The 23,009-nt window shown below is 67.5% G+C and carries 23 protein-coding genes and 1 riboswitch; of the genes, 1 reads left to right on the top strand and 22 read right to left on the bottom strand.

The features are described from left to right. Positions 1–15: 15 nt before the first annotated feature. The 14 genes from IQ782_RS26090 to IQ782_RS26025 all read right to left on the bottom strand — a co-directional run bounded on the left by IQ782_RS26090 (position 16) and on the right by IQ782_RS26025 (position 12,272). Positions 16–972, bottom strand: a complete 957-nt coding sequence (locus IQ782_RS26090) for a HesA/MoeB/ThiF family protein (RefSeq protein ID WP_194137611.1) — start codon at positions 970–972, stop codon at positions 16–18. Beyond that, positions 969–1,565, bottom strand: coding sequence for a thiamine phosphate synthase (locus IQ782_RS26085; protein ID WP_194137610.1), 597 nt, complete (start codon positions 1,563–1,565; stop codon positions 969–971). The genes IQ782_RS26090 and IQ782_RS26085 overlap by 4 nt, the downstream gene beginning before the upstream one ends. Continuing rightward, on the bottom strand, positions 1,562–2,332 hold the full coding sequence (locus tag IQ782_RS26080) for a thiazole synthase (RefSeq protein WP_194137609.1): 771 nt from the start codon (positions 2,330–2,332) through the stop codon (positions 1,562–1,564). The genes IQ782_RS26085 and IQ782_RS26080 overlap by 4 nt, the downstream gene beginning before the upstream one ends. A 2-nt stretch (positions 2,333–2,334) precedes the next feature. Beyond that, the gene (thiS, locus tag IQ782_RS26075; protein ID WP_194137608.1) at positions 2,335–2,529 is read right to left on the bottom strand and encodes a sulfur carrier protein ThiS; all 195 of its coding nucleotides are present in this window, start codon (positions 2,527–2,529) and stop codon (positions 2,335–2,337) included. Further along, positions 2,513–3,481 (bottom strand): FAD-dependent oxidoreductase, encoded by a 969-nt coding sequence (locus IQ782_RS26070; RefSeq protein WP_194137607.1) that lies wholly within the window; start codon positions 3,479–3,481, stop codon positions 2,513–2,515. Before IQ782_RS26070 ends, thiS begins: the two co-directional genes overlap by 17 nt. A 5-nt stretch (positions 3,482–3,486) precedes the next feature. After that, on the bottom strand, positions 3,487–4,287 hold the full coding sequence (gene thiD, locus IQ782_RS26065; RefSeq protein WP_194137606.1) for a bifunctional hydroxymethylpyrimidine kinase/phosphomethylpyrimidine kinase: 801 nt from the start codon (positions 4,285–4,287) through the stop codon (positions 3,487–3,489). Positions 4,288–4,331: 44 nt separating this feature from the next. Next, positions 4,332–4,435: riboswitch (TPP riboswitch) on the bottom strand. Positions 4,436–4,512: 77 nt separating this feature from the next. Beyond that, entirely contained in the window at positions 4,513–5,619 is a 1,107-nt protein-coding gene (locus tag IQ782_RS26060) for a mandelate racemase/muconate lactonizing enzyme family protein (RefSeq protein WP_194137605.1), read from the bottom strand. 57 nt (positions 5,620–5,676) lie between these two features. After that, positions 5,677–6,672: a Gfo/Idh/MocA family protein gene (locus IQ782_RS26055; protein WP_194137604.1), complete on the bottom strand. Its 996-nt coding sequence runs from the start codon at positions 6,670–6,672 to the stop codon at positions 5,677–5,679. Continuing rightward, complete coding sequence (locus IQ782_RS26050; protein ID WP_194137603.1) at positions 6,669–7,556, bottom strand: sugar phosphate isomerase/epimerase family protein; 888 nt, start codon at positions 7,554–7,556, stop codon at positions 6,669–6,671. Before IQ782_RS26050 ends, IQ782_RS26055 begins: the two co-directional genes overlap by 4 nt. A 15-nt stretch (positions 7,557–7,571) precedes the next feature. Beyond that, on the bottom strand, positions 7,572–8,405 hold the full coding sequence (locus IQ782_RS26045; RefSeq protein ID WP_194137602.1) for a carbohydrate ABC transporter permease: 834 nt from the start codon (positions 8,403–8,405) through the stop codon (positions 7,572–7,574). Next, a complete protein-coding gene (locus tag IQ782_RS26040) occupies positions 8,405–9,331 on the bottom strand; it encodes a carbohydrate ABC transporter permease (protein WP_194137601.1) in 927 nt (308 codons plus the stop codon). Before IQ782_RS26040 ends, IQ782_RS26045 begins: the two co-directional genes overlap by 1 nt. A gap of 82 nt (positions 9,332–9,413) precedes the next feature. After that, positions 9,414–10,628 carry an ABC transporter substrate-binding protein gene (locus IQ782_RS26035; RefSeq protein WP_194137600.1) on the bottom strand — a complete coding sequence of 405 codons (1,215 nt, stop codon included), beginning with the start codon at positions 10,626–10,628 and terminating at the stop codon, positions 9,414–9,416. A gap of 31 nt (positions 10,629–10,659) precedes the next feature. After that, positions 10,660–11,574: an alpha/beta hydrolase gene (locus IQ782_RS26030; protein WP_194137599.1), complete on the bottom strand. Its 915-nt coding sequence runs from the start codon at positions 11,572–11,574 to the stop codon at positions 10,660–10,662. Beyond that, the gene (locus IQ782_RS26025; protein ID WP_194137598.1) at positions 11,574–12,272 is read right to left on the bottom strand and encodes a GntR family transcriptional regulator; all 699 of its coding nucleotides are present in this window, start codon (positions 12,270–12,272) and stop codon (positions 11,574–11,576) included. Before IQ782_RS26025 ends, IQ782_RS26030 begins: the two co-directional genes overlap by 1 nt. A 120-nt stretch (positions 12,273–12,392) precedes the next feature. Between IQ782_RS26025 and IQ782_RS26020 the strand changes: the two genes are divergently transcribed. Further along, positions 12,393–13,469, top strand: a complete 1,077-nt coding sequence (locus tag IQ782_RS26020; RefSeq protein ID WP_194137597.1) for an ABC transporter ATP-binding protein — start codon at positions 12,393–12,395, stop codon at positions 13,467–13,469. Between the two features lie 863 nt (positions 13,470–14,332). Here the strand turns inward: IQ782_RS26020 and IQ782_RS26015 are convergent. From IQ782_RS26015 to IQ782_RS25980, 8 genes are all read right to left on the bottom strand, one after another. Continuing rightward, positions 14,333–15,487: a M24 family metallopeptidase gene (locus IQ782_RS26015; RefSeq protein ID WP_194137596.1), complete on the bottom strand. Its 1,155-nt coding sequence runs from the start codon at positions 15,485–15,487 to the stop codon at positions 14,333–14,335. Between the two features lie 82 nt (positions 15,488–15,569). After that, complete coding sequence (locus tag IQ782_RS26010) at positions 15,570–16,805, bottom strand: M24 family metallopeptidase (protein ID WP_194137595.1); 1,236 nt, start codon at positions 16,803–16,805, stop codon at positions 15,570–15,572. A gap of 40 nt (positions 16,806–16,845) precedes the next feature. Beyond that, positions 16,846–17,817 carry a CobW family GTP-binding protein gene (locus IQ782_RS26005; protein ID WP_194137594.1) on the bottom strand — a complete coding sequence of 324 codons (972 nt, stop codon included), beginning with the start codon at positions 17,815–17,817 and terminating at the stop codon, positions 16,846–16,848. Positions 17,818–17,830: 13 nt separating this feature from the next. Then, positions 17,831–18,709, bottom strand: a complete 879-nt coding sequence (locus IQ782_RS26000; RefSeq protein ID WP_194137593.1) for an ABC transporter permease — start codon at positions 18,707–18,709, stop codon at positions 17,831–17,833. A gap of 63 nt (positions 18,710–18,772) precedes the next feature. Further along, a complete protein-coding gene (locus IQ782_RS25995) occupies positions 18,773–19,825 on the bottom strand; it encodes an extracellular solute-binding protein (protein ID WP_194137592.1) in 1,053 nt (350 codons plus the stop codon). Positions 19,826–19,885: 60 nt separating this feature from the next. Further along, positions 19,886–20,944: an ABC transporter ATP-binding protein gene (locus IQ782_RS25990; RefSeq protein ID WP_194137591.1), complete on the bottom strand. Its 1,059-nt coding sequence runs from the start codon at positions 20,942–20,944 to the stop codon at positions 19,886–19,888. Beyond that, positions 20,944–21,762 (bottom strand): ABC transporter permease, encoded by an 819-nt coding sequence (locus IQ782_RS25985; protein WP_194137590.1) that lies wholly within the window; start codon positions 21,760–21,762, stop codon positions 20,944–20,946. Before IQ782_RS25985 ends, IQ782_RS25990 begins: the two co-directional genes overlap by 1 nt. After that, entirely contained in the window at positions 21,762–23,009 is a 1,248-nt protein-coding gene (locus IQ782_RS25980) for a metal-dependent hydrolase family protein (RefSeq protein ID WP_194137589.1), read from the bottom strand. The genes IQ782_RS25985 and IQ782_RS25980 overlap by 1 nt, the downstream gene beginning before the upstream one ends.

Below are 23,009 nucleotides of genomic sequence, written 5' to 3'. Positions count from 1 at the left end.
GTCTCCTCCGGGAGGTCATGAGGCGGAGGCCGCGACGAGAACGATCTCGCCGGGCCAGGTTTCGGAAATCTGTTCCGCCGCGCGCCAGGCGCGCAGGCCGGTGGCGCAGCAGAGCGCAAGCCGGGTGCCGGGGGCGGGCGGCTGCGCGGCGACCTCGATGGCACTGGCGCGCCGCGCCTGCGGGTGCAGGAGCGCGCCGTCGGTGCGCAGGTCGATGATGTGGTCCTGCGTCTGAAGCTGCGACACGGCGACGAAGGGGAAGCCGCCCGCGGGCTCGGGCGCGCCGTCGAAGCGGAAGCTGGTCGAGCGCAGTCCGAGCCCCTCGTAACGGACCATCAGTCCGAGCGGCGACGGCGACAGGCCCAGCAGCACGTTGAGCGCCATCTGCGCCTGCATCGCGCCGATGGCGCCGACCACGGGGCCGAGCACGCCGGCGGTGGCGCAGCTCGCGCCGCTGTCCGGCGACTCGGGGAAGAGCGCGCGCAGCGACGGCGCGCCGCCGCAGAAGCCTCCGACGTAGCCGCCGAGCCCGAGGGCCGAAGCGCTGACCAGCGGCACGCCCTCTGCAAGGCAGAGATCGCTGAGCAGGTAGCTGACCGCGTAGCTGTCGGCGCAGTCGAGGACGAGATCGGCATCGGCGACCATTTCCGGCGCGGTGGCGGGGGTCAGGCGGTGGGGCAGGGCCTCGATGGCAATCTCGGGGTTGATCGCGCGGCAGCGCTCGCCAGCCACCTGCGCCTTGGGGCGGTCGCAGTCGGCCGCAGTGAACAGGGTCTGGCGGTGCAGGTTCGACAGGCTCACCACGTCGCCGTCGACGATGGTGATCCGGCCCACGCCCGCCCCGGCCAGCAGCGGCAGCACCGGCGCGCCGAGCCCGCCGGCGCCGACCACCAGCACGCGGGCCCCGGCCAGCCGGTGCTGGCCCGGCGCGCCGACCTCGGGCAGGATCATCTGGCGGGCATAGCGGTTCATCGCGTAGCCTCGAGCCATTCGCGGAGCCGCGCCTCGGGGTCGGCGTTCAGCGTGATGTCGGTGACCGCCGAGACGATGTCCGCCCCGGCCGCGAAGGCGCCGCTCGCGCGCTCGACCGTCATGCCGCCGATGGCCACCAGCGGCACCGCGCCGACCCGCGCCTTCCACTCGCTGACGCGCGGCAGCCCCTGCTGGTGCCATTTCATCTTCTTCAGGATCGTCGGGTAGACCGGGCCGAGCGCGACGTAGTCCGGCGCCATCGCCAGCACCCTTTCGAGCTCGTCGTCGTCATGGGTCGAGACACCGAGCTTGATCCCGGCCCTGCGGATCGCGGCGAGGTCGGCGCTGTCCAGATCCTCCTGCCCGAGGTGCAGCCAGTCGCAGCCCAGTTCGATGGCCTCCTGCCAATGGTCATTGACCACCAGCACCGCGCCATGCGCGCGGCACAGATCGCGCGAGAGCGCGATCTCTTCGCGGACGGACTCGGGCGGCTGGTCCTTGATGCGCAGCTGGACCAGCCTGATGCCGAGAGGCAGCATCCGGCGCAGCCAGTCGGAATGATCGAAGATCGGGTAGAAACGGTCGAGGGTCATGCGAGAAAGGCCTTTCCGATCACCGGGGTCGAGGCTTCGGCCATGTCGCGGGCGTCGATGGGATCGGCGTCGCGGGCCAGCCGCCCCGCCTCGATCGCGCCCATCATGGCGCGGGCCATGGCCACCGGGTCGCCAGCGCGGGCGACGGCGGTGTTCAGCAGCACCGCGTCATAGCCAAGCTCCATCGCCTGCGCGGCGTGGCTCGGCAGGCCGATGCCGGCGTCGATCACCAGCGGCACGTCTGGGAATTCCGCGCGCATGGCGCGCAGCGCATAGGGGTTGTTCAGCCCGCGCCCCGAGCCGATCGGCGCGCCCCAGGGCATCAGCACCTCGCAGCCCGCGGCCAGAAGGCGCTCGCCGACGATCAGGTCCTCGGTGGTGTAGGGGAACACCTGGAAGCCGTCCTCGGTCAGGATCTTGGCCGCCTCGACCAGCTGGAAGACATCGGGTTGCAGGCTGTCGGTATGGCCGATCAGCTCGAGCTTGATCCAGCGCGTGCCGAAGACCTCGCGCGCCATATGCGCGGTGGTCACCGCCTCCTTGACGGTGTGGCAGCCCGCGGTGTTCGGCAGGATGCGCACGCCGAGGTCCTCGATCATCTTCCAGAACGTGGCCCCCGCGCCCTCGGCCCCCTCGCGGCGCAAGGAGACGGTCGCGACCCCGGCACCGCTTGTCCGGAAGGCCTGTTCGAGGATGGCGGGGCTCGGATATTGCGCGGTGCCCAGCATCAGCGGGTTGGGCAACTCGGTGCCGTAGAAGCGTTTCATGCTCATCCTCCCTGCATCGGTGCGAGAATTTCGACGCGGTCGCCGTCGCGCAGCGCCTGCGAGCCGCGCAGCGCGGCGGGCACGAAGGCCTCGTTCACCGCGGTGGCGACCCGCCCGGCAAAGCCGCGCTCTTCCAGCAGACCGGCGAGCGTGGTGGCGGCCACTTCATGCGCCTCGCCGTTAATCACGATCTTCATCGACCATCTCCGAATGGATGTTGTTGAGGGCAAGATCGGCCACGCCTTTCGCCAGCGCCGGGGCCAGCAGGTAGCCGTGGCGATAGAGGCCGTTGGCATAGATGCGGCCGCCGATGCGGCGGATGCGGGGCAGGTTGTCGGGGAAGGCCGGGCGCAGATCGACACCGATCTCAAGCACCTCGGCCTCGCCGAAGGCGGGGTTCAGCGCATAGGCGGCGCTGAGCAGCTCCAGCATCGAGCGCGCGGTGATCCGGCGGCGGTCCTCGCTCTCGATCATCGTCGCACCCAGCATGTAGACGCCGTTCCCGCGTGGCACAATGTAGAGCGGGATCCGCGGGTGCAGCAGGCGCACCGGGCGGGTGAGCGTCACGTCCGGGCAGCGGATCACCAGCATCTCGCCCTTCACCCCGCGCAGGTCGGGCAGGGCGTCACGCGCGCTCAGGCCGCGGCAGTCGATGGCATTCTCCAGACCCTCGGGCGCCGGCGCCGTGTGAAAGGCCACGCCGCGCGCGACAAGCCCGGCATGCAAATCGGCCAGCGCCTTGCGGGGGGACAGATGAGCCTCGTTCTCGAAGAAGAGTCCCTTCGAGAAGCCGTGCAACTCGGGCTCGAGGTCGGCCAGCTCCGCATCGACCTCGCGGAAGCCCTCGGTGCGGCGGGCGAAGCGGCGCAGGTCGGGCAGGTCGCGCCGCGCGGCGACGACCAACGTGCCGCGGCGCTCGACCGTGGTGCGCGCCTGCCACCATGCGATTGCCTGCTGGCCGAGCCGCAGCACCGGCTCCTCGGCGTTCTCATACTCGCACCAGGGTGCCAGCATGCCGCCCGCCCACCACGAGCAGCCATGCGGTCCGGGCGGTCCGGCCGGATCGAAGATCTGCACCTCGGCCCCGCGGGAGGCCAGTTCGCTGGCCACCGCCAGCCCTGCGACGCCGGAGCCTATGACCGAATACATCGCTGTCACCCCCAGAGCCCGTGAAAGTGATGCAGCGGCCCGTGGCCATGACCGATGTCGAGCGCATCCGCCGCCGCGATCGCCCGCTGGACGTAGCCATGCGCCTCGGTGGTGGCCTGCGTGAGGGGCAGGCCGCGGGCAAGACCGGCGGCGATGGCCGAAGACAGGGTGCAGCCGGTGCCATGGGTGTTGCGGGTGCGCTGGCGCGGCGCGCTGAGGCTGGCCAGGACCTCGCCGCCCGCGATCAGGATATCCTCGCAGAGCGCGCCCTGCGCATGACCGCCCTTCATCAACACCGCTTGCGCGCCGCCCGCGCAGAGCGCCTGGCCCTGCGCGATCATCTCGTCGCGCGTGCGCGCGACCGGACCGCCGAGCAGCGCTGCCGCCTCGGGCAGGTTGGGGGTGATCAGCGTGGCGCGGGGCAGCAGCCTTTGCCGCAGCGCGCCGACCGCCTCGGGGGCGAGCAGGGCGTCACCGGACTTGGCGATCATCACCGGGTCTAGCACGACGGCGCGGGAAAACCCGGTGATTGCAGCGGCCACGCAGCCGATGATCTCGGGCGTCGCCAGCATGCCGATCTTGATCGCGTGCACGTCGAGATCGCCGAGGACGGCGCTGATCTGCGCCGCGATGATGTCCAGCGGGATGGCGTGCACGGCGGTGACGGCGCGGGTGTTCTGGGCGGTCACCGCGGTGAGGACGCTGGCACCATAGACGCCGAGCGCGGACATGGTCTTGAGGTCCGCCTGGACGCCCGCGCCGCCGCCGCTGTCGGATCCGGCTATGGTCAATGCGATATGCGCCAACGGGTGCTCCTTCAGACACAAGGGCACCGCGCATGGAAAACGTTCCGAAACTGAAGACCGTTCCCTACGCCGGAATTGCCCGGATCAGGTTCGATGGGTTAGCGCGATCACGCCTCTCAGCCTCGACGAGGCACCCCAACGGTTGTGGGTCTGATAGCAATCCGGCGAACCGGGGTCAAATGCTCCTTGTGCAGCGTCCCCCGGTTCGGCGGAGGTCGGTCTCGGTCACGCCACCCCGAAACGGTCGAGCGCGTCGTGCCGCAGCGTGGTGCCGGCACCGGGCTCGCGCGGGACCACGTACCAGCCATCTGAAACGGTCACGGGTTCGGTGAAGCAGTCGCGCAGCCAGGGGATGTATTCGAGCATGTTGCTCGACGGGTGGCCGATGGCGGTGTGGATGTGGATCTGCCCCATGTCGCCGACGTGGCTGACCACCGGCAGGCCCCGCGCCATCGCCATGTCGGCCACCTGGATCCACGGGGTGATCCCGCCCAGCCGGGCGACGTCGGGCTGGGCATAGTGCAGGGCCCCGGCGTCGAAGAAGGTCTGGAAGTTGTGCGCGAGGTAGAGCTGCTCGCCGAGCGCGATGGGAGTGCGGATGCTCTCGGCCAGCCGCTTGTGGCTGATGACATCATCGTACCAGAGCGGCTCCTCGAACCACAGGACGTCGCAATCGGCGAGATGGCGGCCGAAGCGGATCGCGGTGGGCAGGTCCATCCGCCCGTTGGCATCGACGGCAAGGGTCACCTTGTCGCCGATCGCCCTGCGCACCGCCTCGAGCCGTTCGATGTCGGTGGCAAGATTGGGCGAGCCGACCTTGATCTTCACGCCGAGATAGCCGTCTTCCTCGACCAGCCGCCTGCAGTCCGAGACCAGCGTGTCGAGCGACCAGTTCAGCCAGCCGCCGTCGGTGTTGTAGGCGAGGATCGGACGTTCCTTGCCGCCCATGCTTTGCCACAGGGGCTGGCCCGCCTGTTTTGCCTTGATATCCCAGAGCGCCACATCGATCGCGCCAAGGGCGAGTTGGGTGATGCCGCCGCGCCCGACCCATTGCACCGGCGGGAAGCGCTCCATCTCGCGGTGCAGCGCGGTGGCTTCCAGAGGGTCGCGTCCGACGATCCAGTCGAAGCAGGTCTCGATGCATTGGGTGATCAGCCGGTCCGAGGCCAGATGCGCATGGGTGCCGGTATAGCCATAGCCGGTGATCCCCGCGTCGGTTTCGATGATCACCCCCGGCGCGCCCCAATGGGTGAGCGTGTGTGTGCTGTCGGCGATGCCGTTGCGGGTGACCGGCACGTGCAGGATGAAGGTTTTCAGAGACGTGATTTTCATCGGGGGTCCAGGGTCCAAGAGTGGAAGAAGGCACCGGGCGGGCGCCTGATCTATCGGTCAGGTGTTGATCTGGGCGATCATCCGCTCCAGCCGCTCCATGGCACGCACGCCGTCGCCGATATCGGGCACGTCCCGTCTCTCGCCGCGCAGCACCGCCGCGGCATCGGCCAGCAACGCGGCATAGCCCTTGTGGTCCTCGTTCGCGGCAGCGGTGAAATTGGGCGTCCAGCTCAGCGTGTCGCAGGCCGGGTCGAGCCGCGCCGCGGGGTCCTCGGCCTTGAACGGCGGATCGCGGTACAGCGCCACATTGATGATGTTGTCCACGTGCAGACGGGCGTGGTCGCCCATGATGCGGATCTCCTCCATCGGCGTGCCGCGCGATTGGACGGTGCCCATCACCACGTTGCCGATGACCCCGCCCGCCGTGGTGAAGTTGAGATGCAGCAGCAGCTTGCCCGGTCGGGGCGAGACGGAGCGCACCTGCATGTCGCCGAAGTCCTCGCCGGCGAACCAGGGGATCAGGTCCATGTAATGCACGCAGTGGTGCAGGTAGAAGCCGGTGTAGTCGGGCTCGCCCTCGAAATAGGTCGGCGCGGTCATATAGGCGCCGGTGATCCCGAGCACCGCGCCGAAGCTCCCGCCCCGCAGCTCGTTCATCGCGATGCGGTTGCCGGTGGAATAGCGCTTCATGAAGCCGACGATCACCGGCTTGCCCGCCTTCTCGGCGGCGCGGGCGACCTCGCGCGCTCCCTCGGCGGTGGCGGCGGGGGGCTTTTCCATGAACACCGGCAGCCCGGCCTCGAGCGCGGCGATGCTGGCGGCGCGGTGCAGCTCCGGGCCCACCGCCATGCCGATGGCATCGAGCCCCGGCGTGGCGATCAGGTCGCGGAAATCCGAGCAGAGGCGGCTCACGCCGTATTCGGCCCCGCTGCGTTCGAGCGCTGCGCCGTCGCGGTCGCAGAGCGCGGCGATGCGGATGTCGTTGCGCCCGAGCTGCGGCAGCAGCATCTGGCGTGCGTGGCGGCCGCAGCCGATCCAGCCGATATTGATCATTGGTCCACCTCGGCCAGGGCAAGGGCGTTTCGGATGACGCCGAGACCGGCGCGCAGCTTGGCGCTCTCGTCCTCGCGCGGGGCGCGCCAATGGGCGATCGGCAGGGCGACGCGGTCGTCGGCGCGGCGGAAGGGTTCCAACGAGATCGGGCCGCTGTAGCCCACCTGATGCAGCGCGCGCATGATCGCGGTCCAGTCGAGATGGCCGGTGCCGGGATGGCCGCGGTGGTTCTCGTTGGCCTGGAAATGCGCGATGCGGTCCCCGGCGAGACGGATCGCGTCGGGGATCGAGCGGTCCTCCATGTTCATGTGGAAGGTATCGAGCATCAGCTTCAGCCCGGCATCGTTCACCGCGTCGACCACCTCGACCGCCTGCCGCGTGGTCGACAGGATGTCCGTTTCGAAGCGGTTCAGCGCCTCGACGGCAAAAGTGATCCCGGCGGCCCGCGCCCGCGGCGCGACCTCGGCGAGTCCCGAGATCGTGCGGTCGGCGCGAGCGGCGATGTCGTCGTCGCTGCGCGGCACCGGGGGGCGCCCGGCGAAGACCATCGGCTCGCCGTAGAGCGGCCCGCCGACGATGCCCGCGCCCAGTTCAGCGGCGACATCGACGCAGTGCTTGAGATAGTCGAGTCCGCCTTGCCGGTTTGCCGCATCATCCGAGGCTATGGATCGCTGCGGGTTTACCCGCGCCGCCAGCACGGTGAAGATGCCCGCGTCCTCGGCGGCCTTGCGCACCTCGTCGAGCGGCAGCGCGTCCTCGGGTTCGGGCACCAGCAACTCGACGAAGTCGAAGCCGAGTTCGGCGGATTTCTGGAAGTAGTGCAGGTCCTTGCCGGTGAACGGCCGGGTGAACTGCATGGAGATGATGCCGATGGGATTGTCCAAGTCCTCGTCCTTTCGTCAGCCCTTTACCGCGCCCTGGGTCAGGCCGGAGATCAGGCGTTTCTGCACGGCCAGGAAGAGCACGGTCGCGGGCAGCGCGCCGACGATGCCACCTGCGGTCAGCAGGCCCCATTGCACCTCGTATTCGCCGATGAGGGTCTGCACGGCGACGGTGATCGTGCGCACGTTCCGCCCGCCCAGCGTGAGCGCGTAGAGATACTCGTTCCAGGATGTGATGAAGATGTAGATGCCGGTGGCGATGATCCCCGGCAGGCAGAGCGGCAGCACCACCCGGCGCAGCGCCTGCATCCGGGTGCAGCCGTCGGTCATCGCCGCCTCGTCGAGCGAGCGCGGGATGCCGTTCATGTAGCTGACCATCATCCAGATCGAGAAGGGGATCGCGACCGTGGAATTGGCGATGATCAGCGCCAGATGCGTGTCGAGCAGCCCCAGCACGCGCATCAGCACGAAGAGCGGCAGGATCAGCAGCACCAGCGGGAACATGTTGATGAGCAGGAATTGCAGCATCAGGATCCGCTTGCCGCGGAAGTTGAAGCGCGAGAAGGCATAGGCCGCCGTCACGCTGAGCGAGAGCCCCACCGCCACCGTGCCGGACGCGACGATCAGGCTGTCGAGCAGGTTGTCGGCGAAGCCGACGGTGGCGAAGAGCCGGGTGTAATTCTCGATCGTGGCGTTCCAGATCGACGGGCCCTCGGTGAAGAGCGTGCTTTCGTCGCTGATCGAGGTCAGGAACATCCACAGGTAGGGGCCGAGCGTGAAGGCGAGGATCGCCAGCATCGGCAGGTCCACGGTCAGGATGCGCCGCAGGGTCGAGCGTCGTCCGAGGGCCATCAGGACACCGCCTTTCCGGTGCGCTTGAGGTAGACGACCACCACCAGCATCAGCAGCAGTGTGAACAAGACCGCGATGGCCGAGCCATATCCGAAGTCGAGGTTGGTGCGCGCCTTGACGAAGGCGAAGAGCGGCAGCGTGTAGGTGGCATAGCCCGGCCCGCCGCCGGTCATCACGAAGATCACATCGAAGCTGTTGGCGACCCAGATCGTGCGCAGCAGAACCGCGGTCACCATGACCCCCGAGATGCCGGGCAGGGTGATGTGCCAGAACTGCCGCCAGGTGCTTGCGCCGTCGATCGAGGCGGCCTCGTAGTAGCTGCGCGGGATCGATTGAAGCCCGGCGAGGATCATCACCGCGAAGAAGGGAAAGCCCTGCCAGGTCAGCGTCAGGATGATCGAGGCCAGCGCCGTGTCGGGGTTGGCGAGCCAGGGGATCGCCTTCTGGATGAGACCAAGACGCAGCAGGAACTCGTTGGCGACGCCGTAGTTGCTGTCGTAGATCCACACCCACATCAGCGCGATCACCACCGAGGGCAACGCCCAGGGAATGATGATCAGCGCGCGGGCAAGGGGCCGCCAGGGGAAGCTCTGGTTGAGCAGCAGCGCGGTGACCAGCCCCAGCAAAAGTTGCGCTGGGATCGTGGTGCACATCCAGATCACCGTGTGCCAGAGCGAGATCCAGAAGACCTCGTCCTGCAGCGCGGTGCGGAAGTTCTTCAGCCCGACCCATTCGAAGACGTTGGGTCGGAAGAGCACGTAGTCGTGCAGGCTCATCCAGGCGGTCTGGACCATCGGAAAGAAGACGATCGCAAGCGTCACGAGAACCGCCGGTGAAAGCATCGCGTAGGGCAGCACCTGCCGTGCGAGCGCGCGGCGGGGGGGTGCCTCCTGGGAATGGGCATGGGTCATGGTTGCGTCGGTCATTGTCCGGATCGCTCGGGGAAAATCGCTGGAGAGGGCCGGCCGGGAGGCGGGAGCCTGCCGCCCGGCCGGGTGGTCCGCCGGGTCAGCCGCCGTAGAGCTTGGCGATCTCGGCGTTCATCTCCTCGGCGGTGATGTCGCCGGTGAGCACGCGCTGCATGGCGGTCGGCCAGACGGTGTTGACGAAATCGGCGGTGGCGGAGCTGTTCGGCAGCATCTGCGCGAAGGGCAGGCTGTCGACGGTGGCCTGCACGAAGCGCTGCGGGTGCAGCGTCCAACTCTCGCTGTCGGCCTTCACCACCGGCAGCTGGCCGGTCGCCTCGTTGAACTTGGCGTTGTTGCCGGCCGAGGACAGGAAGCTGATCCACTTCCAGGCGGCCTCGGGGTCCTCGGCATTGGAGAGCACCGCGGTGCTTTCGTCGCCGAAGGCGGTCCAGCGCCCGCCGCCGCAGTCCGGCACCGGCGCGGCGGAGACGTTGTCGCCGAGCGCCTCGACCATGCCGTTGGCCGAACCGATGTGGTGGATGGTCATCGCGGTCTTGCCCGCCTTGAAGGCGCCGATGATCTCCTGGAAGCCGTCGTTCGGTGCCGAGGGCGGGAAGACTTCGTCCTTCTGGAAAAGATCCGCGACGAACTGCGTGCCGGCCACGCCCGCCTCCGAGGTCAGACCCTCGGTCAGGCTGACCCCTTCGGCCCCCAGCACGAAGCTGGCCCAGTGGTCGTGCCCGCCTTTCGCGCCGCGAAAGCCGAAGCCGTAGACGTCGGTCTGCCCGTCGCCGTCGGTGTCGCGGGTCAGCGCCTTGGCGGCCTCGCGGAACGCTTCGCAGGTGGTCGGTACCTCCAGGCCGAGGTCGGCGAACATGTCCGGGCGATAGTAGAGGTAGAGCACCACGTATTGCACCGGCAGGTAGTACTGCGTGCCGTCAGGTCCCTTCACCAGGTCGATCAGGTTGTCCTGCAGCGCCGCGGTGCCGTCCCAGCCTGCCAGCCAGTCGTCGATCGGCGCCAGCGCGCCCATCTCGACGAGGCGGGGCTGGGCGAAGGCCTTGACCATTGCCGCATCCGGGGCGTTGCCACCGATGATCGCCGTGTAGAGCTGATCGTAGTAGCTGTTCCACGGCACGTTCTCGGCCTCGACGGTGATGCCGGGATTGGCCTCTTCGAAGGCGGCGATCAGCGCGTCCATCGGGTTGTCGGCATTGTCGAAGTGGTACCAGAAGCGCACCGTGCTGTCGGCATGGGCGAGCCCGGCGCTGAGGGCCAGCACGGATGCCAGTCCCAGGGTCCTTGCGAGTTTCATGTCTTCCTCCTCCCTTGGTTGTCCGCCCTCCTCAGGCGGTGATCTGCCGAAAGGCCTCCCCGGTTTTGACGAAGGCCTCCCGCGCCTCCGGCAGGGCGTTGCCCATCTGCATGAATCCGTGCACGACCCCCTCGAAACGGTCGTAGCGGTCGCCGCGGCCGAGCGCGCGCAGCCGGGCCACCAGCAGTTCGGTGTCCGACAGCAGCGGGTCGAGCGCGGCGGCGTTGAGATAGAGCGGCGGCAGCGCGGCGAGCTGCGCGTCGCTGGCGGCGAGCGGCGCGACGCAGGGCTGCGCGCGCTGATCCGCGGCGGTGTACCAGTCCCAGTAGCGCATCATCTTGGCGCGGGTCAGGCCGGGGCCCTCGGCATTGGCAAGGTAGCTCGGGGTCGCGAAATCCGCGCCGTAGACGCCGTAGAAGAGCAGCGCGGCGGCGGGCAGTTCGGAGCCCTCGTCCAGCAGCCGCAACATGGCGGCGAGCGCGAGATTGGCCCCGGCGCTGTCGCCGGCGAGGCTCCAGCGGCGTCCTCGGTCGCGGGCGCTCCAGGCCTCGACCACGTCGTCGAGCCCGGCGGGGTAGGGGTGTTCGGGGGCGAGCCTGTAGTCGAAGGTCAGCACCGGGCAGGCACAGGCCTCGGCCAGACGCCGGGCTGCCCCTTCGTGGGTCATCGGCGAGCAGAAGGCCCAACCGCCGCCATGCACATGCAGGATCGCCTCGCGGCCCGCATCGTTGTGCGGGACGACGAGCCGCGCCGGCATCCCGGCGTGGATCACGTTGCGCGTCTCGGCCATCACGGGCAGCTCCTCGTTCCAGCGCAGGTTGCCGAGCGCGGCGAGGGTGCGCCCGTGCTGCGGCTCAAGCAGCGTGGGATCGCCGAGCCCGGCGTCCTCGCGGGAAAGCCGGTCGAGCACCGCCTGCATGGTCGCGCTGGGGGCCATGATGCTCATCACGCGCCGTCCACGCTTGTCAGGTCAGGGCCGAAATCCACGATGGTGGCGATATGGTGCGACAGCAGCCCGCGCAGCGCCTCGACGTCCCGCGCCTCCAGTGCGTGCAGGATCGGCACGTGCCGCTCGGCGGTTTCCTCCAGCGCGCGGTTCGGCTGCGAGTTGAGGATCTTGTACCGGTGGTTGTGGATCAGGCAGCGGGTCAGGATCGGCGTCACCAGCGGCAAGTCGGCGGTTTCGAAGAGCCGCGTGTGAAACGCCCGGTCGTGCACCGACAGCAGGTATTCGTCGCCGTCGCGGGCGGCATTTCGCATGGCGTTCAGCAGCGCGTGCAGATCGCCCTTCAGCGCCGCATCGGCGCGCGAGACCACCCGGTCGAGATGGCGGCATTCCACGTCGCGGCGCAGCTCCAGAAGGGCGCGGGCATCATCGGCATGGCAGGGGGCGACATGAGTGCCCCGGTTCGGCAGGCGCTTCACGAGCCCCTCTTCGCTCAGCTGCATGAGCGCCTCGCGCACGGTGCCCTGGCTGCACTGGAAGCGCTGCGCGAGGTCAAGCTCGGTCAGCGCCTGCTCGGGGACAAGCTGGCCCAGCACGATCTCCTTCTGCAGCGCGACGAAAAGCGCATGGCTGCGGCGGCTGGACTGGCGCGGCACCAGTTCGGTCACGGTGGATTGGCTGAAACTCTCGACGGCCATGGCGCGCCGCTCCTCCTCGTGTCCCGCATTCGGGACTTGTCTGAAATCCTCATTATCGATAACCTATGAATTATCGATAATGCAAGATCGAATTTCGCTGGCGCACGGGAGGAGGACGGAATGGCTGAGATCCGACTAGAGGGGATCGTCAAGGAATACGGCGCGTTGCGCGCCATCCACGGGGTTGACCTGCATGTGAACGACGGCGAGTTCGTGGCCTTCGTTGGTCCTTCGGGTTGCGGCAAGTCCACCATGCTGCGGATGATCGCCGGGCTCGAGGAGATCTCGGCCGGGACGCTGCGCATCGGCGGCCGGGTGGTCAACGAGGTCGAGCCCAAGGGGCGCGACGTGGCGATGGTGTTTCAGGACTACGCGCTCTACCCGCATATGACGATCCGCGAGAACATCGGCTTTGGTCTCAAGATGCGCGGCGCCAAGCCCTCCGAGATCGGCCCCCGCGTCGAGGAAGCGGCGCGGATCCTGCAAATCGGCGATTACCTTGATCGCAAGCCGGGACAGCTTTCGGGCGGCCAGCGCCAGCGCGTCGCCATGGGGCGGGCCATCGTGCGCGAGCCTTCGGTGTTTCTCTTCGACGAGCCGCTCTCGAACCTCGACGCCAAGCTGCGGGTCGAAATGCGCACGCAGATCAAGCGCCTGCACGCGATGCTGGGCACGACGATGATCTATGTCACCCACGACCAGACCGAAGCGATGACGCTGGCCGACAAGGTGGTGGTGCTGAAATCCGGGCGGATCGTGCAGGAAGGCCCCCCGATGGAGCTCTACAACCGCCCCAACAGCCGCTTTGTCGGCGAATTCATCGGCTCGCCGCAGATGAACATCTTCTCGGGCGTTCTGGACCGCAGCACCGGCGCGCCGCGCCTGCGGGTGGGCAACGAGGCGCTGGATCTGGGCGAGGTGCCCGCGCGCGACGGCGCAAGGCTCGACGTCGGGATCCGCCCCGAGCATCTGATCTGGGCCGAGGGTGCTGCGCCGCGCCTGTCCCCGGTGGTCGAGGTCTACGAGCCGCTGGGGTCCGACACGCTGGCAATCTGCCGCTTTGGCGGGCACGAGATGACCGCGCGGCTTGCGCCGGACATCGCGCTGCGCCGCGACACGGCGATCCCGCTGCGCTATGACACCCGCGATCTGCACTATTTCGACGGTGAAAGCGGTGTCCGGCTCATGGCTGCCTGATCGGCGAGACGCGCCCCACCCGCCAGAGGTCGGGCGACCGCGCACCGGGTGATGAAGCCGCCATCGAGCTTGCTGTCGCCATGGCGTAGCTGACCGAGATGTCGAGCCTCGAGCCCGCCACGCGACGAGCGTCGTGCCGTTGGCAGCAATCGTGCAGGTCTTGTCGCGCAGGTCGTCGCGCAACACGGCGAAGAAGTTGCAGAGGCGCGTGCCGAGACCGGGGACCTGCGCCCCCAGGCTGCTTGCGGGACTGGATGCCCAGAGCGCCGGGGCCACAGGTGACGATGGCGGCGCTGCCGGTCACGTCGATTGGCTTGCTCACCGGGGGCACCCTGTCTTTGGCGGGTGGGCGTCGTGGCGGAACGGCAGGTGAGTTCGAGTCCGCCCGGCTGAGGGTCCTGAGGGCACCGTGCTGTCCGGCACGCGGCCGGGACCGGTCGGGGCGAATGGCCGACGTATTTCCTGCCGGGTCTATTGGGGGCGCTTCGCTTTCGGCGCAAGGGAACGAGCCGCAAGCGCAATTCCACCGATATTTCCGCTGGGATTTTCGGGGAAGTGCATGCCGTTGAAATTCGATGATGTCATTGGTCGATATTCGCAATTACTCTATCGAAGCACATGCAATTTCCGAGAGTTCAGGGCGGAAATGGGTGGGACGCCTTATTCCTGATCGTGTGGATCTCCATAAGTCACATTGCCGAACATCCCATTTCCTCAGCGAATACAGTCTCTGAATTCCCGGTGGCGAGGCGCGGTGGCAATCGGAAATGCGGCCGACCGGCAATGAGGTGCGATGGAGCCTTGCGGACCGGCGCGGCGATGGGCGCACACGCGCGCCATGCACGGGAGGGGGGCCACGGATGTCAGAGGGTCATTGCCTCGAGACTGTCCGGTCCCTCGGTGAGGCGGATGTTGCCGCTGTCCGTCACGAGGATCGTGTCAGAGTGTCGGAACCCGCCGACGCCGGGAAAATAGATCCCCGGTTCGACGGTGAAGCTCATGCCCGCCTTCAGGATCCTGCGGTCACCCTCGGCGAGAAAGGGGGCCTCGTGGGCGGTGACTCCCATGCCGTGGCCGGCGCGGTGCAGGAGGTTCTGCCCGTAGCCGGCCGCACGAAACAGCGCGTTCACCTCGGCATCGACCTCGGACATCGAAACGCCGGGTTTCACCAGCTCGAAGACCAGCGCCCGCGCCTGCATCATCACGTCGTAGGGCCTGCGCGCGGCCTCCGGCACGTGGCCAAGGAAGAAGGTGCGTTCGATTTCCGTGCCATAGCCATCCATCACTGCGTTGATGATGCCGACATGCGGGCCGCCCTCCTGCATCCGCATGTCCAGATCCCCGAAGTTGTGGGGATCGTGCGAATATTGCGCGGGGTGGAAGACCGAGGTGAGTTTTGTCGCCTGCGGGTTGATAGACGGGTTGTCGGCCACCATGGCCGCGTAGATCAAGCGGTTCGCCGCCGCGGTGACTTCGCCCAGCGACCGGCCCGGTACCGTCGTGGCGAGCATGTCGGCCATGGCGGCAGAGGCAATCTGGCCAGCCCGCACCATGCGGCCGACTTCGTAGGGCGTTTTCATCATGCGCAGGTCGTCGATGATGTCGGTCCGGACCCGCGCGCCCTTGATCGCCTCGAGGATCTGCAACTGGCACACGGATTCCACGCCGACGCGGCCGGTCTGCCCGAGAACCTCGGCCACCCTGTCGAACCAGTTGCCACCCTCGGGCGCGGGGAACTCGAAATAGTCGAGCAGTGTCAGCGCACCGATGGCGCGGCTTTCGACATGCGGGATCTCAAGCTTGGGCACGACGAAGACCGGGATGCCGCTGGCAGGGATCAGCAGCACGAAGGGCCGCTCGTGCACGAAGTTGGCGAAATTGGTGAGGTAGTAGATGTTGTCCGGCTGGAAGGAAACGTACCAGTCTAGGCCCTGCGTCGCCATTTCGGCTTGCAGGCGCGACAGGCGCCCCGCCATTTCCTCTGGGTGAGGGGGATGATGGATCGGCGTCAGCTCCATGGGATTTCCTTTCGATCGGGACGGGAGGTACGCCCGCCCCGGCCTGGCCGGGGAAGGGCGGTCAGCATCACTCCATCAGGCGTCAAGTCTCGGCCATGATCTCGTAGCCGAAGGGGTCATCGACGCTGTGGCAGGGCTGCGTGAACCAGCGCGGACCGTCTTCGGCGATATAGGCGCAATCCTCGAGGCGGATGCCGAAGGTGCCATAGATGCAGATCATCGGCTCGACCGAAAAGCACATGCCAACCTCGAGCGGCCGGAGGTTGCCGCGGACGATGAAGCTTTCCTCGTGCACCTCGAGCCCGATGCCGTGCCCGGTGCGGTGCGGCAATCCCGGCGTCTTGTAATCGCTTTCGAACCCCGGCGCGGCTTCGATCAGGCTGCGCGCGCTCTTGTCCACGGCCTCGCAGGGGGCACCCGGACGGGCTGCGGCGAACCCCGCGGCCTGGGCGGCCAGTTCCAGCTCCCAGACCTCGCGCTGCCGGGCGCTCGGGGTGCCGAAGACGTAGCTGCGGGTCATATCGGAGCGATAGTCGCCGACGAAACATCCGATGTCGATCAGCACCATGTCGCCGTCGGCGAGGGTCTGGGGATAGTCGACCCCGTGCGGATATGCGGTTGCCTCGCCAAACAGCACGATGGGGCGGCCGGTCGGGGGAACCTTGCCACCGAGACGGCGGAAGGCTTCGAGGATGAATTCCTCGACCTCGGGCGTGGTGATGCCGGCGCGCAGGATGCGGGCCGCGGCCTTGTGCACCTCGAGCGCGATGTCGTTCGAGCGCTGCATCAGCGCGATTTCCCGCGGCGATTTCACCGAGCGCAGGGCGCCGGTGATCTGCGCGCCGTTGACCAGATCGTATCGGTTGGCGTGCTTGCGCAGGCCATCGACGTTGAAGAAGGGCGCGTGGGGATCGATGGCAACGGTGCCCTTGGCGTAGCCCATTTCCTCCAGGCTGTCGGCGACCAGCTGGGCGGGGTCCTCGTGTTCTTCCCAGCAGCGGATCTCACCGGGTATCTTCAGCATCGAGCGCGTCTTGGGTTCCTCGAAGGCGGGGCTGAGATAGACGATGGGCCCCTCTGCGGGGATGAGCGCGCCGTGAAGCCGCTCGGTCAGCTTCAGGCCGATGCCGGTGAAATAGGTCAGGTTGACCGAGGTATCGAGATAGAGCGCATCGATCCCCATCTCGCGCATCAGCGCCTGCGCCGCGGCGATGCGGGCTGTGCGGTCCTCGTTGTCGATCAGGGTGATGCCGCCTGTGCGGTCCGCCATTTTCGAAAATTCCTGGTCGGGGGTCGAACCCCCTACGCCGATCGTCATGGTCCGTATCCTTTGTCGGGTGATTGGGCAGAAGAGCGCCTCAGGCGGCGACCCCGTCACGGCAGGTCTCGAGCAGGGCGGCGAAGCGGTCCGGGTCCACGGCATCGCCGAGCCCGATGGTCACGAGAAGGCTTTCGGTGGCCTCGGCACCCGGCGGCATCTCGGTCCAGCGTGCGCGGCGGCCGACCTGCTGGTATTCGAGCAGGGCGCTGTGGCCGTCGCCGCGCACCACGCGCAGCACCCCCTTGGCACGGAGCAAGCCGCGGCCGATGTCGCGCAGGGCGCGGCGCAAGCGGGCTTCGTCGAGCAGCTCTGCGCTGTGCCACGACCAGGAGGTGAAGGCGGAGAGGTGATCACCCGATGCGTGAGGGTGATCGCAGCCGCAGCCGGGTCCGTGGCCGTGATGCCGCGGTGCGGACCGTTCGACCGCCCCGAAAAGCACCTCGCGCGGCAACTCGGCGGCGACGCAGGGCAGCATGCGCGCCGAGCCCTGCACACCCGACAGCCGGCTCTTCAGGGCCGCCATGTCGGCTTCCGAGACCAGGTCGGCCTTGTTGAGCAAGATCACATCGGCCCCGGTGATCTGGTCGAGGGCCAGCTCGGTTGCGGCGAAATCGAGCTCGGGAAACCCGGCGGCATCGACCAGGCAGAACATCCCGTCGAGCCGGATGCGCCCGGCAAGCGCCTCGCTTTCCACCAGATCGGCGAGCGGCAGGGCGCGCGAGACGCCGCTCGCCTCGATGACGATGCGGTCGAGATCCGGGCGGTCGCGCAGGAGTTTCTCGATCGCCTCGACCAGCTCGGTCTGGATGGTGCAGCAGACGCAGCCGTTGGACAGGGTGAGACTGTCGGCCTGACCCTCGACCACCAGCGCCGCGTCGATGTTGATCTCGCCGAAATCGTTGACCAGCACGCCGATCTTCAGCCCGCCCGGATCGCGGAGCAGGGCACGCAGGAGCGTCGTCTTGCCGGCGCCGAGAAAGCCGGTGAGCACGGTGACGGGAACGGACATTTGGCTCTCCTTGTCAGTCGCGGAACTTCTGGCGGGTCATGATCCCGGCGAGAACCGTCAGGACCAGTGTGCTGGCCATCAGCACGAAGGCGACGGCGGCGGAGAAGGGCCAGTTGTTCAGCTGGAACTGGTTGTAGATCATCGGCGACATCATTCGGAATTCCGGCCCACCCAACAGCACGGGCGTGGCATAGGCGTTCATCGCAAGGATGAAGGTGAGGATGACGCCGGCGGTGGTGCCGGGGAGTGCCAGCGGCCAGAGCACGCGGCGGAACATGACCATGGGCGCGGCGCCGAGCGAGAAGGCGGCCTCTTCGATATGCCGGCCGATGCTCTCGATGACGCTTTGCAGCGTGAGCACCATGTAGGGCAGGTTGACCGCGACGATGCCGAGCACGACCGCGGTTTCGGAGTACATGATCTCGACCGGCTCGTCGGTGATCCCGAGGCGCATCAGCCAGACCGACAGGAAGCCGCGGCTGCCGAGCAATGTCATCCATCCGGCGGCGCGGACGGCATTGCCGACAAAGAGCGGAATGACCACGCCGATGATCATCAGGTTCTTGTAGCGCGACTGGGTGCGCGCCAGCACGTAGGCCAGTGGAAATCCGAGAACGATGCAGATCACCGTGCAGAGCAGCGAGATGCGGATCGTGGTCCAGAAGGTCGACAGGTAATATGTGTCCGAGAAGAACTCGATGTAGTTCTGCGCGGAGAAGGCCGAGATCATCAGCTCGCGGGGATCGTAAAGGTTCAGGCTGTAGCGCGCCAGCAGCAGGAGCGGTCCCAGCACTCCGAGGGCGACGATGAATGTGGCGGGGCCGATCAGCCCGGAGGCGGTCAGCCCCTGTGCCCGCAGCTTGCGGCGTTCGGTCAGCGTGATGCTGGACATCGGTCTTCCTCGACTGAAACTTGGTGCCGCCGGGCTTGTGAGCCCGGCGGAAATTCTGCTGCGTCAGGCCTTGAAGTCCTTGTCCCACCAGCCCTTCATCTCGGCATCATTCTCGAGGATGTAGCCGTAGTCAGGCGACTTGAGGTTCGCGACCTCTTCCTCGGTGAAGCCGATCTTCTGTTGCAGATCGCCCGGCACGCTGGCGTTGGTGATGGTCGGGTTGTAGCCCATGTCCTCGGCAAAGGCCTCCTGCGCCGCGGGCTCGAGCATGGCGTCGAGATAGGCGTAGGAGCCTTCCATGTTCGGCGCGTTCTTGGGGATCACGAAGCCGGATTCATAGGCGATGGCGCCTTCGGTGGGGGCGATCGATTGAACCGGGATCCCGGCGTTCTGCCACTGGACGACGCGCGCCTTCCACATGACGCCAATGCCGATTTCGCCGTTCGACAGGCCCTGTGCGAAAGCCTCGTTGGTCGGGTAGATGCGGGCACCGGCGGCGCGGGCCGCGGTCAGCAGCGGCTTGCCGGGCTCGACATCCGACATGCCGCCCCCGGCCGCAAGCGCCGCGGCCAGCATGGTGTACTGGTACTGGATGTCGATGATGCCCATCTTGTCGCCCCACTTGGGGTCGAAGACATCGGCAAAGGACTTGGGCGCCTCAACCATGTCGGGGTTATAGACGGCGACCATGCCCGAGTAGATGTGGCCGACGCCGAAGTCGTGCTTCATGGCGGGCAAAAGGTTGCCGCCGTTCTTCAGCTTCGAGTAGTCGACCGTCTCGGTCAGCCCCTGTTCGTAAACGAGGTACATGTTGACGCCGGTCAGGCCCTGGATGTCCGTCGAGCCGCGCGGCAGGCGGCGCTCGGCGGCCATCTTGGCGCGGCGCTCGGGGTCACCGGACTGGTCCTGGATCACCTCCCAGCCATTCGAGATCAGGAAGGGCTGTTCGATGTTCTCGTTCAGCAGGCGGCCGTAATCGCCGCCCCAGGTGCCGACGACCACGCGACCGCCCGCGGCGCGGGAAATCGAGGGCGCTGCAAGGCTCGCGGCCCCGGCAGCCATGCCCATCATCAGGTGGCGGCGATTCAAGCAAAGGGAAGGGGTCTTCTTCGTCATCATTTTCTCCAACTGTTGGGGCCGTTCGGGCCAGGGCCGCCCTTCTCCGGGGCGGTGGGGTCAATGCCCGCGCGCGTGTGGATCGCTCGCGGGGAATGCGGTGGCATCGGGCCAGCTGACGTGCACGGTGTCACCAAGTTCGGGGATCAGGCTGCCTTCGCGGTTGCTGACCTGCGCTACGACCAGGTCGGTCGGGCTGAGGCGCAGGTGCAGATCGATGAGGCCGCCCATGTAAGAGACGAATTCGACCTCGCCCGGCACGCTGCCGGGATGAGGTTGCGCGGCGACGGTCATGCGCTCGGGGCGCAGCGCGATGACGGCGGGGCCGCGCATGGGCTTGTCGCAGGGCAGCGTGAGCCCGCCAGCGGTGGTGAAGCGGCCATCGCGGACCTCTCCCTCGAGGAAGCTCGAGCGCCCGACAAATCCGGCCACGAAGCGGCTGGCGGGGCGCTCGTAAAGATCGCGCTGGCTGCCGACCTGGCGGACCTGGCCATCGCTCATCACCACCAGCCGGTCGGCCATGGTGAGCGCCTCTTCCTGGTCGTGGGTGACCATGACGGCGGTGATCCCGAGACGCTGCTGGAGCGCGCGGATCTCGATGCGGACCTCGTGGCGCAGCTTGGCATCGAGGTTGGAGAGCGGCTCGTCGAGGAGCAGCACGTCGGGGCGGAACACGAGCGCCCGCGCAAGGGCGACGCGCTGCTGCTGGCCTCCCGACATCTGGCGGGGGTAGCGGCCGGCAAGGTGGCCGAGCTGCACCAGATCCAGTGCGTCCTGCACCTTCGGGCCGATGTCGCTCTTGGGAACGCCGCGCATTTCCAGCCCGAAGGCGACGTTCTGTGCGACGGTCATATGCGGGAAAAGCGCGTAGTTCTGGAACACCAGCCCGGTGTTTCGTTTCCAAGGGGGCAGCAGCGTGACGTCCTTGCCGCCGATCCGGATGCTGCCTTCGGTGGGATCGACGAAGCCCGCGATCATCCTCAGCGTGGTCGTCTTGCCGCAGCCGGACGGTCCGAGGAGAACCAGGAACTCGCCTTCCTTCACATCCAGTTCGACATTCTGCGTCGCGTGAAAGTCGCCGTACCGCTTGGTCAGCCCATGAAGTTGTAGTCCAGCCATTATACCACCCGGCTCAGTTTCACGAAACGATCGGTCACCAGAAGTGCCACCGCGATGATCAGGATTTGCAGCACCGAGATCGCTGCGATGGTCGGGTCGATGCGCCATTGCAGATATTGCAGGATGGCGATGGGCAGGGTCGTTTCGCCCGGCGCGACCAGGAAGAGGCTCATCTCGAGGTTGCCGAAGGACGAGACGAAGCCAAAGAGGGCCCCCGCGACGATCCCCGGCAGGATCGAGGGCATGGTCACCCGGCGAAAGGTCGTCAGCCGCCCCGCCCCAAGGTTCATCGCCGCCTCTTCCAGGGTGCGGTCGAACCCCGCGAGGCTGGCGAGGATCAGGCGCACGGTCCAGGGGATCACAAGCAGCACGTGGCCGAACACCAGTCCCCCGAAGCTGCCCATGATCGGCAGGCCCGTGGCGATCTCGGTCTCGACCTGGAAGACGTAGAGCGCGAAGCCCAGCACGATCCCTGGAACGATCAGCGGCATCAGCAGCAGGTTGCCAAGCGCGGCGTGGCCAAAGAACCGGTAGCGGTTCAGCGCAAGCGCGGCCGGGAGCGCGACGGCGAGGCCGATAATCGTGGCCAGGATGCCGACCTTCGCCGAGGTGGCAAAGGCGTCGATGAACCGCTCGTTGGCGATCGCCGCAGAATACCATCGCAGCGAGTAGCCCTCTGGCGGGTAGGACGGGATCTCCTGCCGGTAGAACGACAGCCAGGTCACGAAGATCAGCGGGATCGACAGGTAAAGAAAGGACAGCATGGCCGCCGCATTCAGCGTCCAGCGGCCCAGGTGGCGTCGCGAGAGTGCGGTCATCAGGCGGCCCTTCCCAGGTTCATCTTGTGGAAGTCTCCGCCCTTCATGATCGCCGCCATGTGCCGTCCCTGACCTTCGAGCAGGGTGATGTCCCGCGTCGGATCGCCATCGATCAGCAGCAGGTCGGCCCAGGCTCCGGGCGCGATCGTGCCAAGCTGGCCGGGGCGGCGGATCACCTCGGCCCCGATGGTCGTGGCGGCGCGGATCACCTCGATGGCGGGCATGACCTCGGCCCGGATCGAGAACTCCCGGCTCTGGTCCTCGATCAGCTCGCCCAGAAGATCGGTGCCGTAGGCAACCTTGACCCCGGCCTCGCGGCAGAGCTCCAGCGAACGGTAGCCGCCTTCGAGAACCACCTCGTTCTTGGCCAGCATGTCGGTGGGCATCCCGTAACCCGCTGCGCGTTCCTTCATCGCCACATAGGCCACGAGGTTGGGCACCATGTAGGCTCCGCGCTCGGCCATCAGCTGCGCCGCCGCGGCGTCGATCAAGTTGCCATGCTCGATGGTGCGGACCCCGGCGGTGACCGCGCGGGTGATGGCCTCGGCGGAATAGGCGTGGGCCAGCACGTAGCGCCCGAAGTTCTCGGCCTCCTCGACCGCGGTCTCGATCTCTCCCAGCGAGAATTGCAGGCTGTCGAGCGGATCGTGCGGCGAGGCGACGCCGCCGGAAACCATGATTTTCACGTGGTCCGAACCCTGCCGCATCTGCTCGCGCACGGCCTTGCGCAGCGCGTCCTCGCCGTCAACGACGACGCGCAGGAAGGCAAAGCCGTTGCAGCACGGGCAGTCCCAGCCATCCGAAGTGCGCGGACGGCCGTCGCTGTGCCCGCCCGTCGGCCCGATCGAGCGGCCGGCAATGAACAGGCGCGGGCCGGGGATCAGGCCCTGTTCCACCGCGGCCTTCATGCCCCAGTCGGTGCCGCCGGCGTCGCGCACCGTGGTGAAACCGCGGTCGATCATGCCCTTGAGACGCCCCGCCGCGCGGGCCGCGGCCAGGGTCAGGGGGATGTCCTCGAGCTTGCGGGTATAGACCTCGGAGTGCATCGAGTGGACGTGGCAGTCGATCAGGCCGGGCATCATGACGCGGCCGCCGCAGTCGATGATCTCGGCCTCGCTGAGGGCGATCGGGATGTCCGAGACCTCGCGGATGCGGTCGCCTTCGACGACGACCTCATAGCCCTCGCGCGGCTCGTCGAACGCAGGGTCGAGCAGCTTGAGATTGCGGAAGAGGATCGGTGCGGTCAT

Origin of the sequence: Salipiger mangrovisoli, assembly GCF_015223355.1 — a bacterium.
Classification (GTDB): Bacteria; Pseudomonadota; Alphaproteobacteria; order Rhodobacterales; family Rhodobacteraceae; genus Salipiger; species Salipiger mangrovisoli.
Note: the sequence above shows the minus strand (reverse complement) of the source record. Positions and strands in the feature narration are given on the sequence as shown.

Bases quoted from the DNA above. Each gene is read 5' to 3' on its own strand.
- IQ782_RS26090 (WP_194137611.1), bottom strand. From the start codon at position 972: ATGAACCGCTATGCCCGCCAGATGATCCTGCCCGAGGTCGGCGCGCCG.
- IQ782_RS26085 (WP_194137610.1), bottom strand. From the start codon at position 1,565: ATGACCCTCGACCGTTTCTACCCGATCTTCGATCATTCCGACTGGCTG.
- IQ782_RS26080 (WP_194137609.1), bottom strand. From the start codon at position 2,332: ATGAAACGCTTCTACGGCACCGAGTTGCCCAACCCGCTGATGCTGGGC.
- thiS (WP_194137608.1), bottom strand. From the start codon at position 2,529: ATGAAGATCGTGATTAACGGCGAGGCGCATGAAGTGGCCGCCACCACG.
- IQ782_RS26070 (WP_194137607.1), bottom strand. From the start codon at position 3,481: ATGTATTCGGTCATAGGCTCCGGCGTCGCAGGGCTGGCGGTGGCCAGC.
- IQ782_RS26060 (WP_194137605.1), bottom strand. From the start codon at position 5,619: ATGAAAATCACGTCTCTGAAAACCTTCATCCTGCACGTGCCGGTCACC.
- IQ782_RS26055 (WP_194137604.1), bottom strand. From the start codon at position 6,672: ATGATCAATATCGGCTGGATCGGCTGCGGCCGCCACGCACGCCAGATG.
- IQ782_RS26045 (WP_194137602.1), bottom strand. From the start codon at position 8,405: ATGGCCCTCGGACGACGCTCGACCCTGCGGCGCATCCTGACCGTGGAC.
- IQ782_RS26040 (WP_194137601.1), bottom strand. From the start codon at position 9,331: ATGACCGACGCAACCATGACCCATGCCCATTCCCAGGAGGCACCCCCC.
- IQ782_RS26035 (WP_194137600.1), bottom strand. From the start codon at position 10,628: ATGAAACTCGCAAGGACCCTGGGACTGGCATCCGTGCTGGCCCTCAGC.
- IQ782_RS26030 (WP_194137599.1), bottom strand. From the start codon at position 11,574: ATGAGCATCATGGCCCCCAGCGCGACCATGCAGGCGGTGCTCGACCGG.
- IQ782_RS26025 (WP_194137598.1), bottom strand. From the start codon at position 12,272: ATGGCCGTCGAGAGTTTCAGCCAATCCACCGTGACCGAACTGGTGCCG.
- IQ782_RS26020 (WP_194137597.1), top strand. From the start codon at position 12,393: ATGGCTGAGATCCGACTAGAGGGGATCGTCAAGGAATACGGCGCGTTG.
- IQ782_RS26015 (WP_194137596.1), bottom strand. From the start codon at position 15,487: ATGGAGCTGACGCCGATCCATCATCCCCCTCACCCAGAGGAAATGGCG.
- IQ782_RS26010 (WP_194137595.1), bottom strand. From the start codon at position 16,805: ATGACGATCGGCGTAGGGGGTTCGACCCCCGACCAGGAATTTTCGAAA.
- IQ782_RS26005 (WP_194137594.1), bottom strand. From the start codon at position 17,817: ATGTCCGTTCCCGTCACCGTGCTCACCGGCTTTCTCGGCGCCGGCAAG.
- IQ782_RS26000 (WP_194137593.1), bottom strand. From the start codon at position 18,709: ATGTCCAGCATCACGCTGACCGAACGCCGCAAGCTGCGGGCACAGGGG.
- IQ782_RS25995 (WP_194137592.1), bottom strand. From the start codon at position 19,825: ATGACGAAGAAGACCCCTTCCCTTTGCTTGAATCGCCGCCACCTGATG.
- IQ782_RS25990 (WP_194137591.1), bottom strand. From the start codon at position 20,944: ATGGCTGGACTACAACTTCATGGGCTGACCAAGCGGTACGGCGACTTT.
- IQ782_RS25985 (WP_194137590.1), bottom strand. From the start codon at position 21,762: ATGACCGCACTCTCGCGACGCCACCTGGGCCGCTGGACGCTGAATGCG.
- IQ782_RS25980 (WP_194137589.1), bottom strand. From the start codon at position 23,009: ATGACCGCACCGATCCTCTTCCGCAATCTCAAGCTGCTCGACCCTGCG.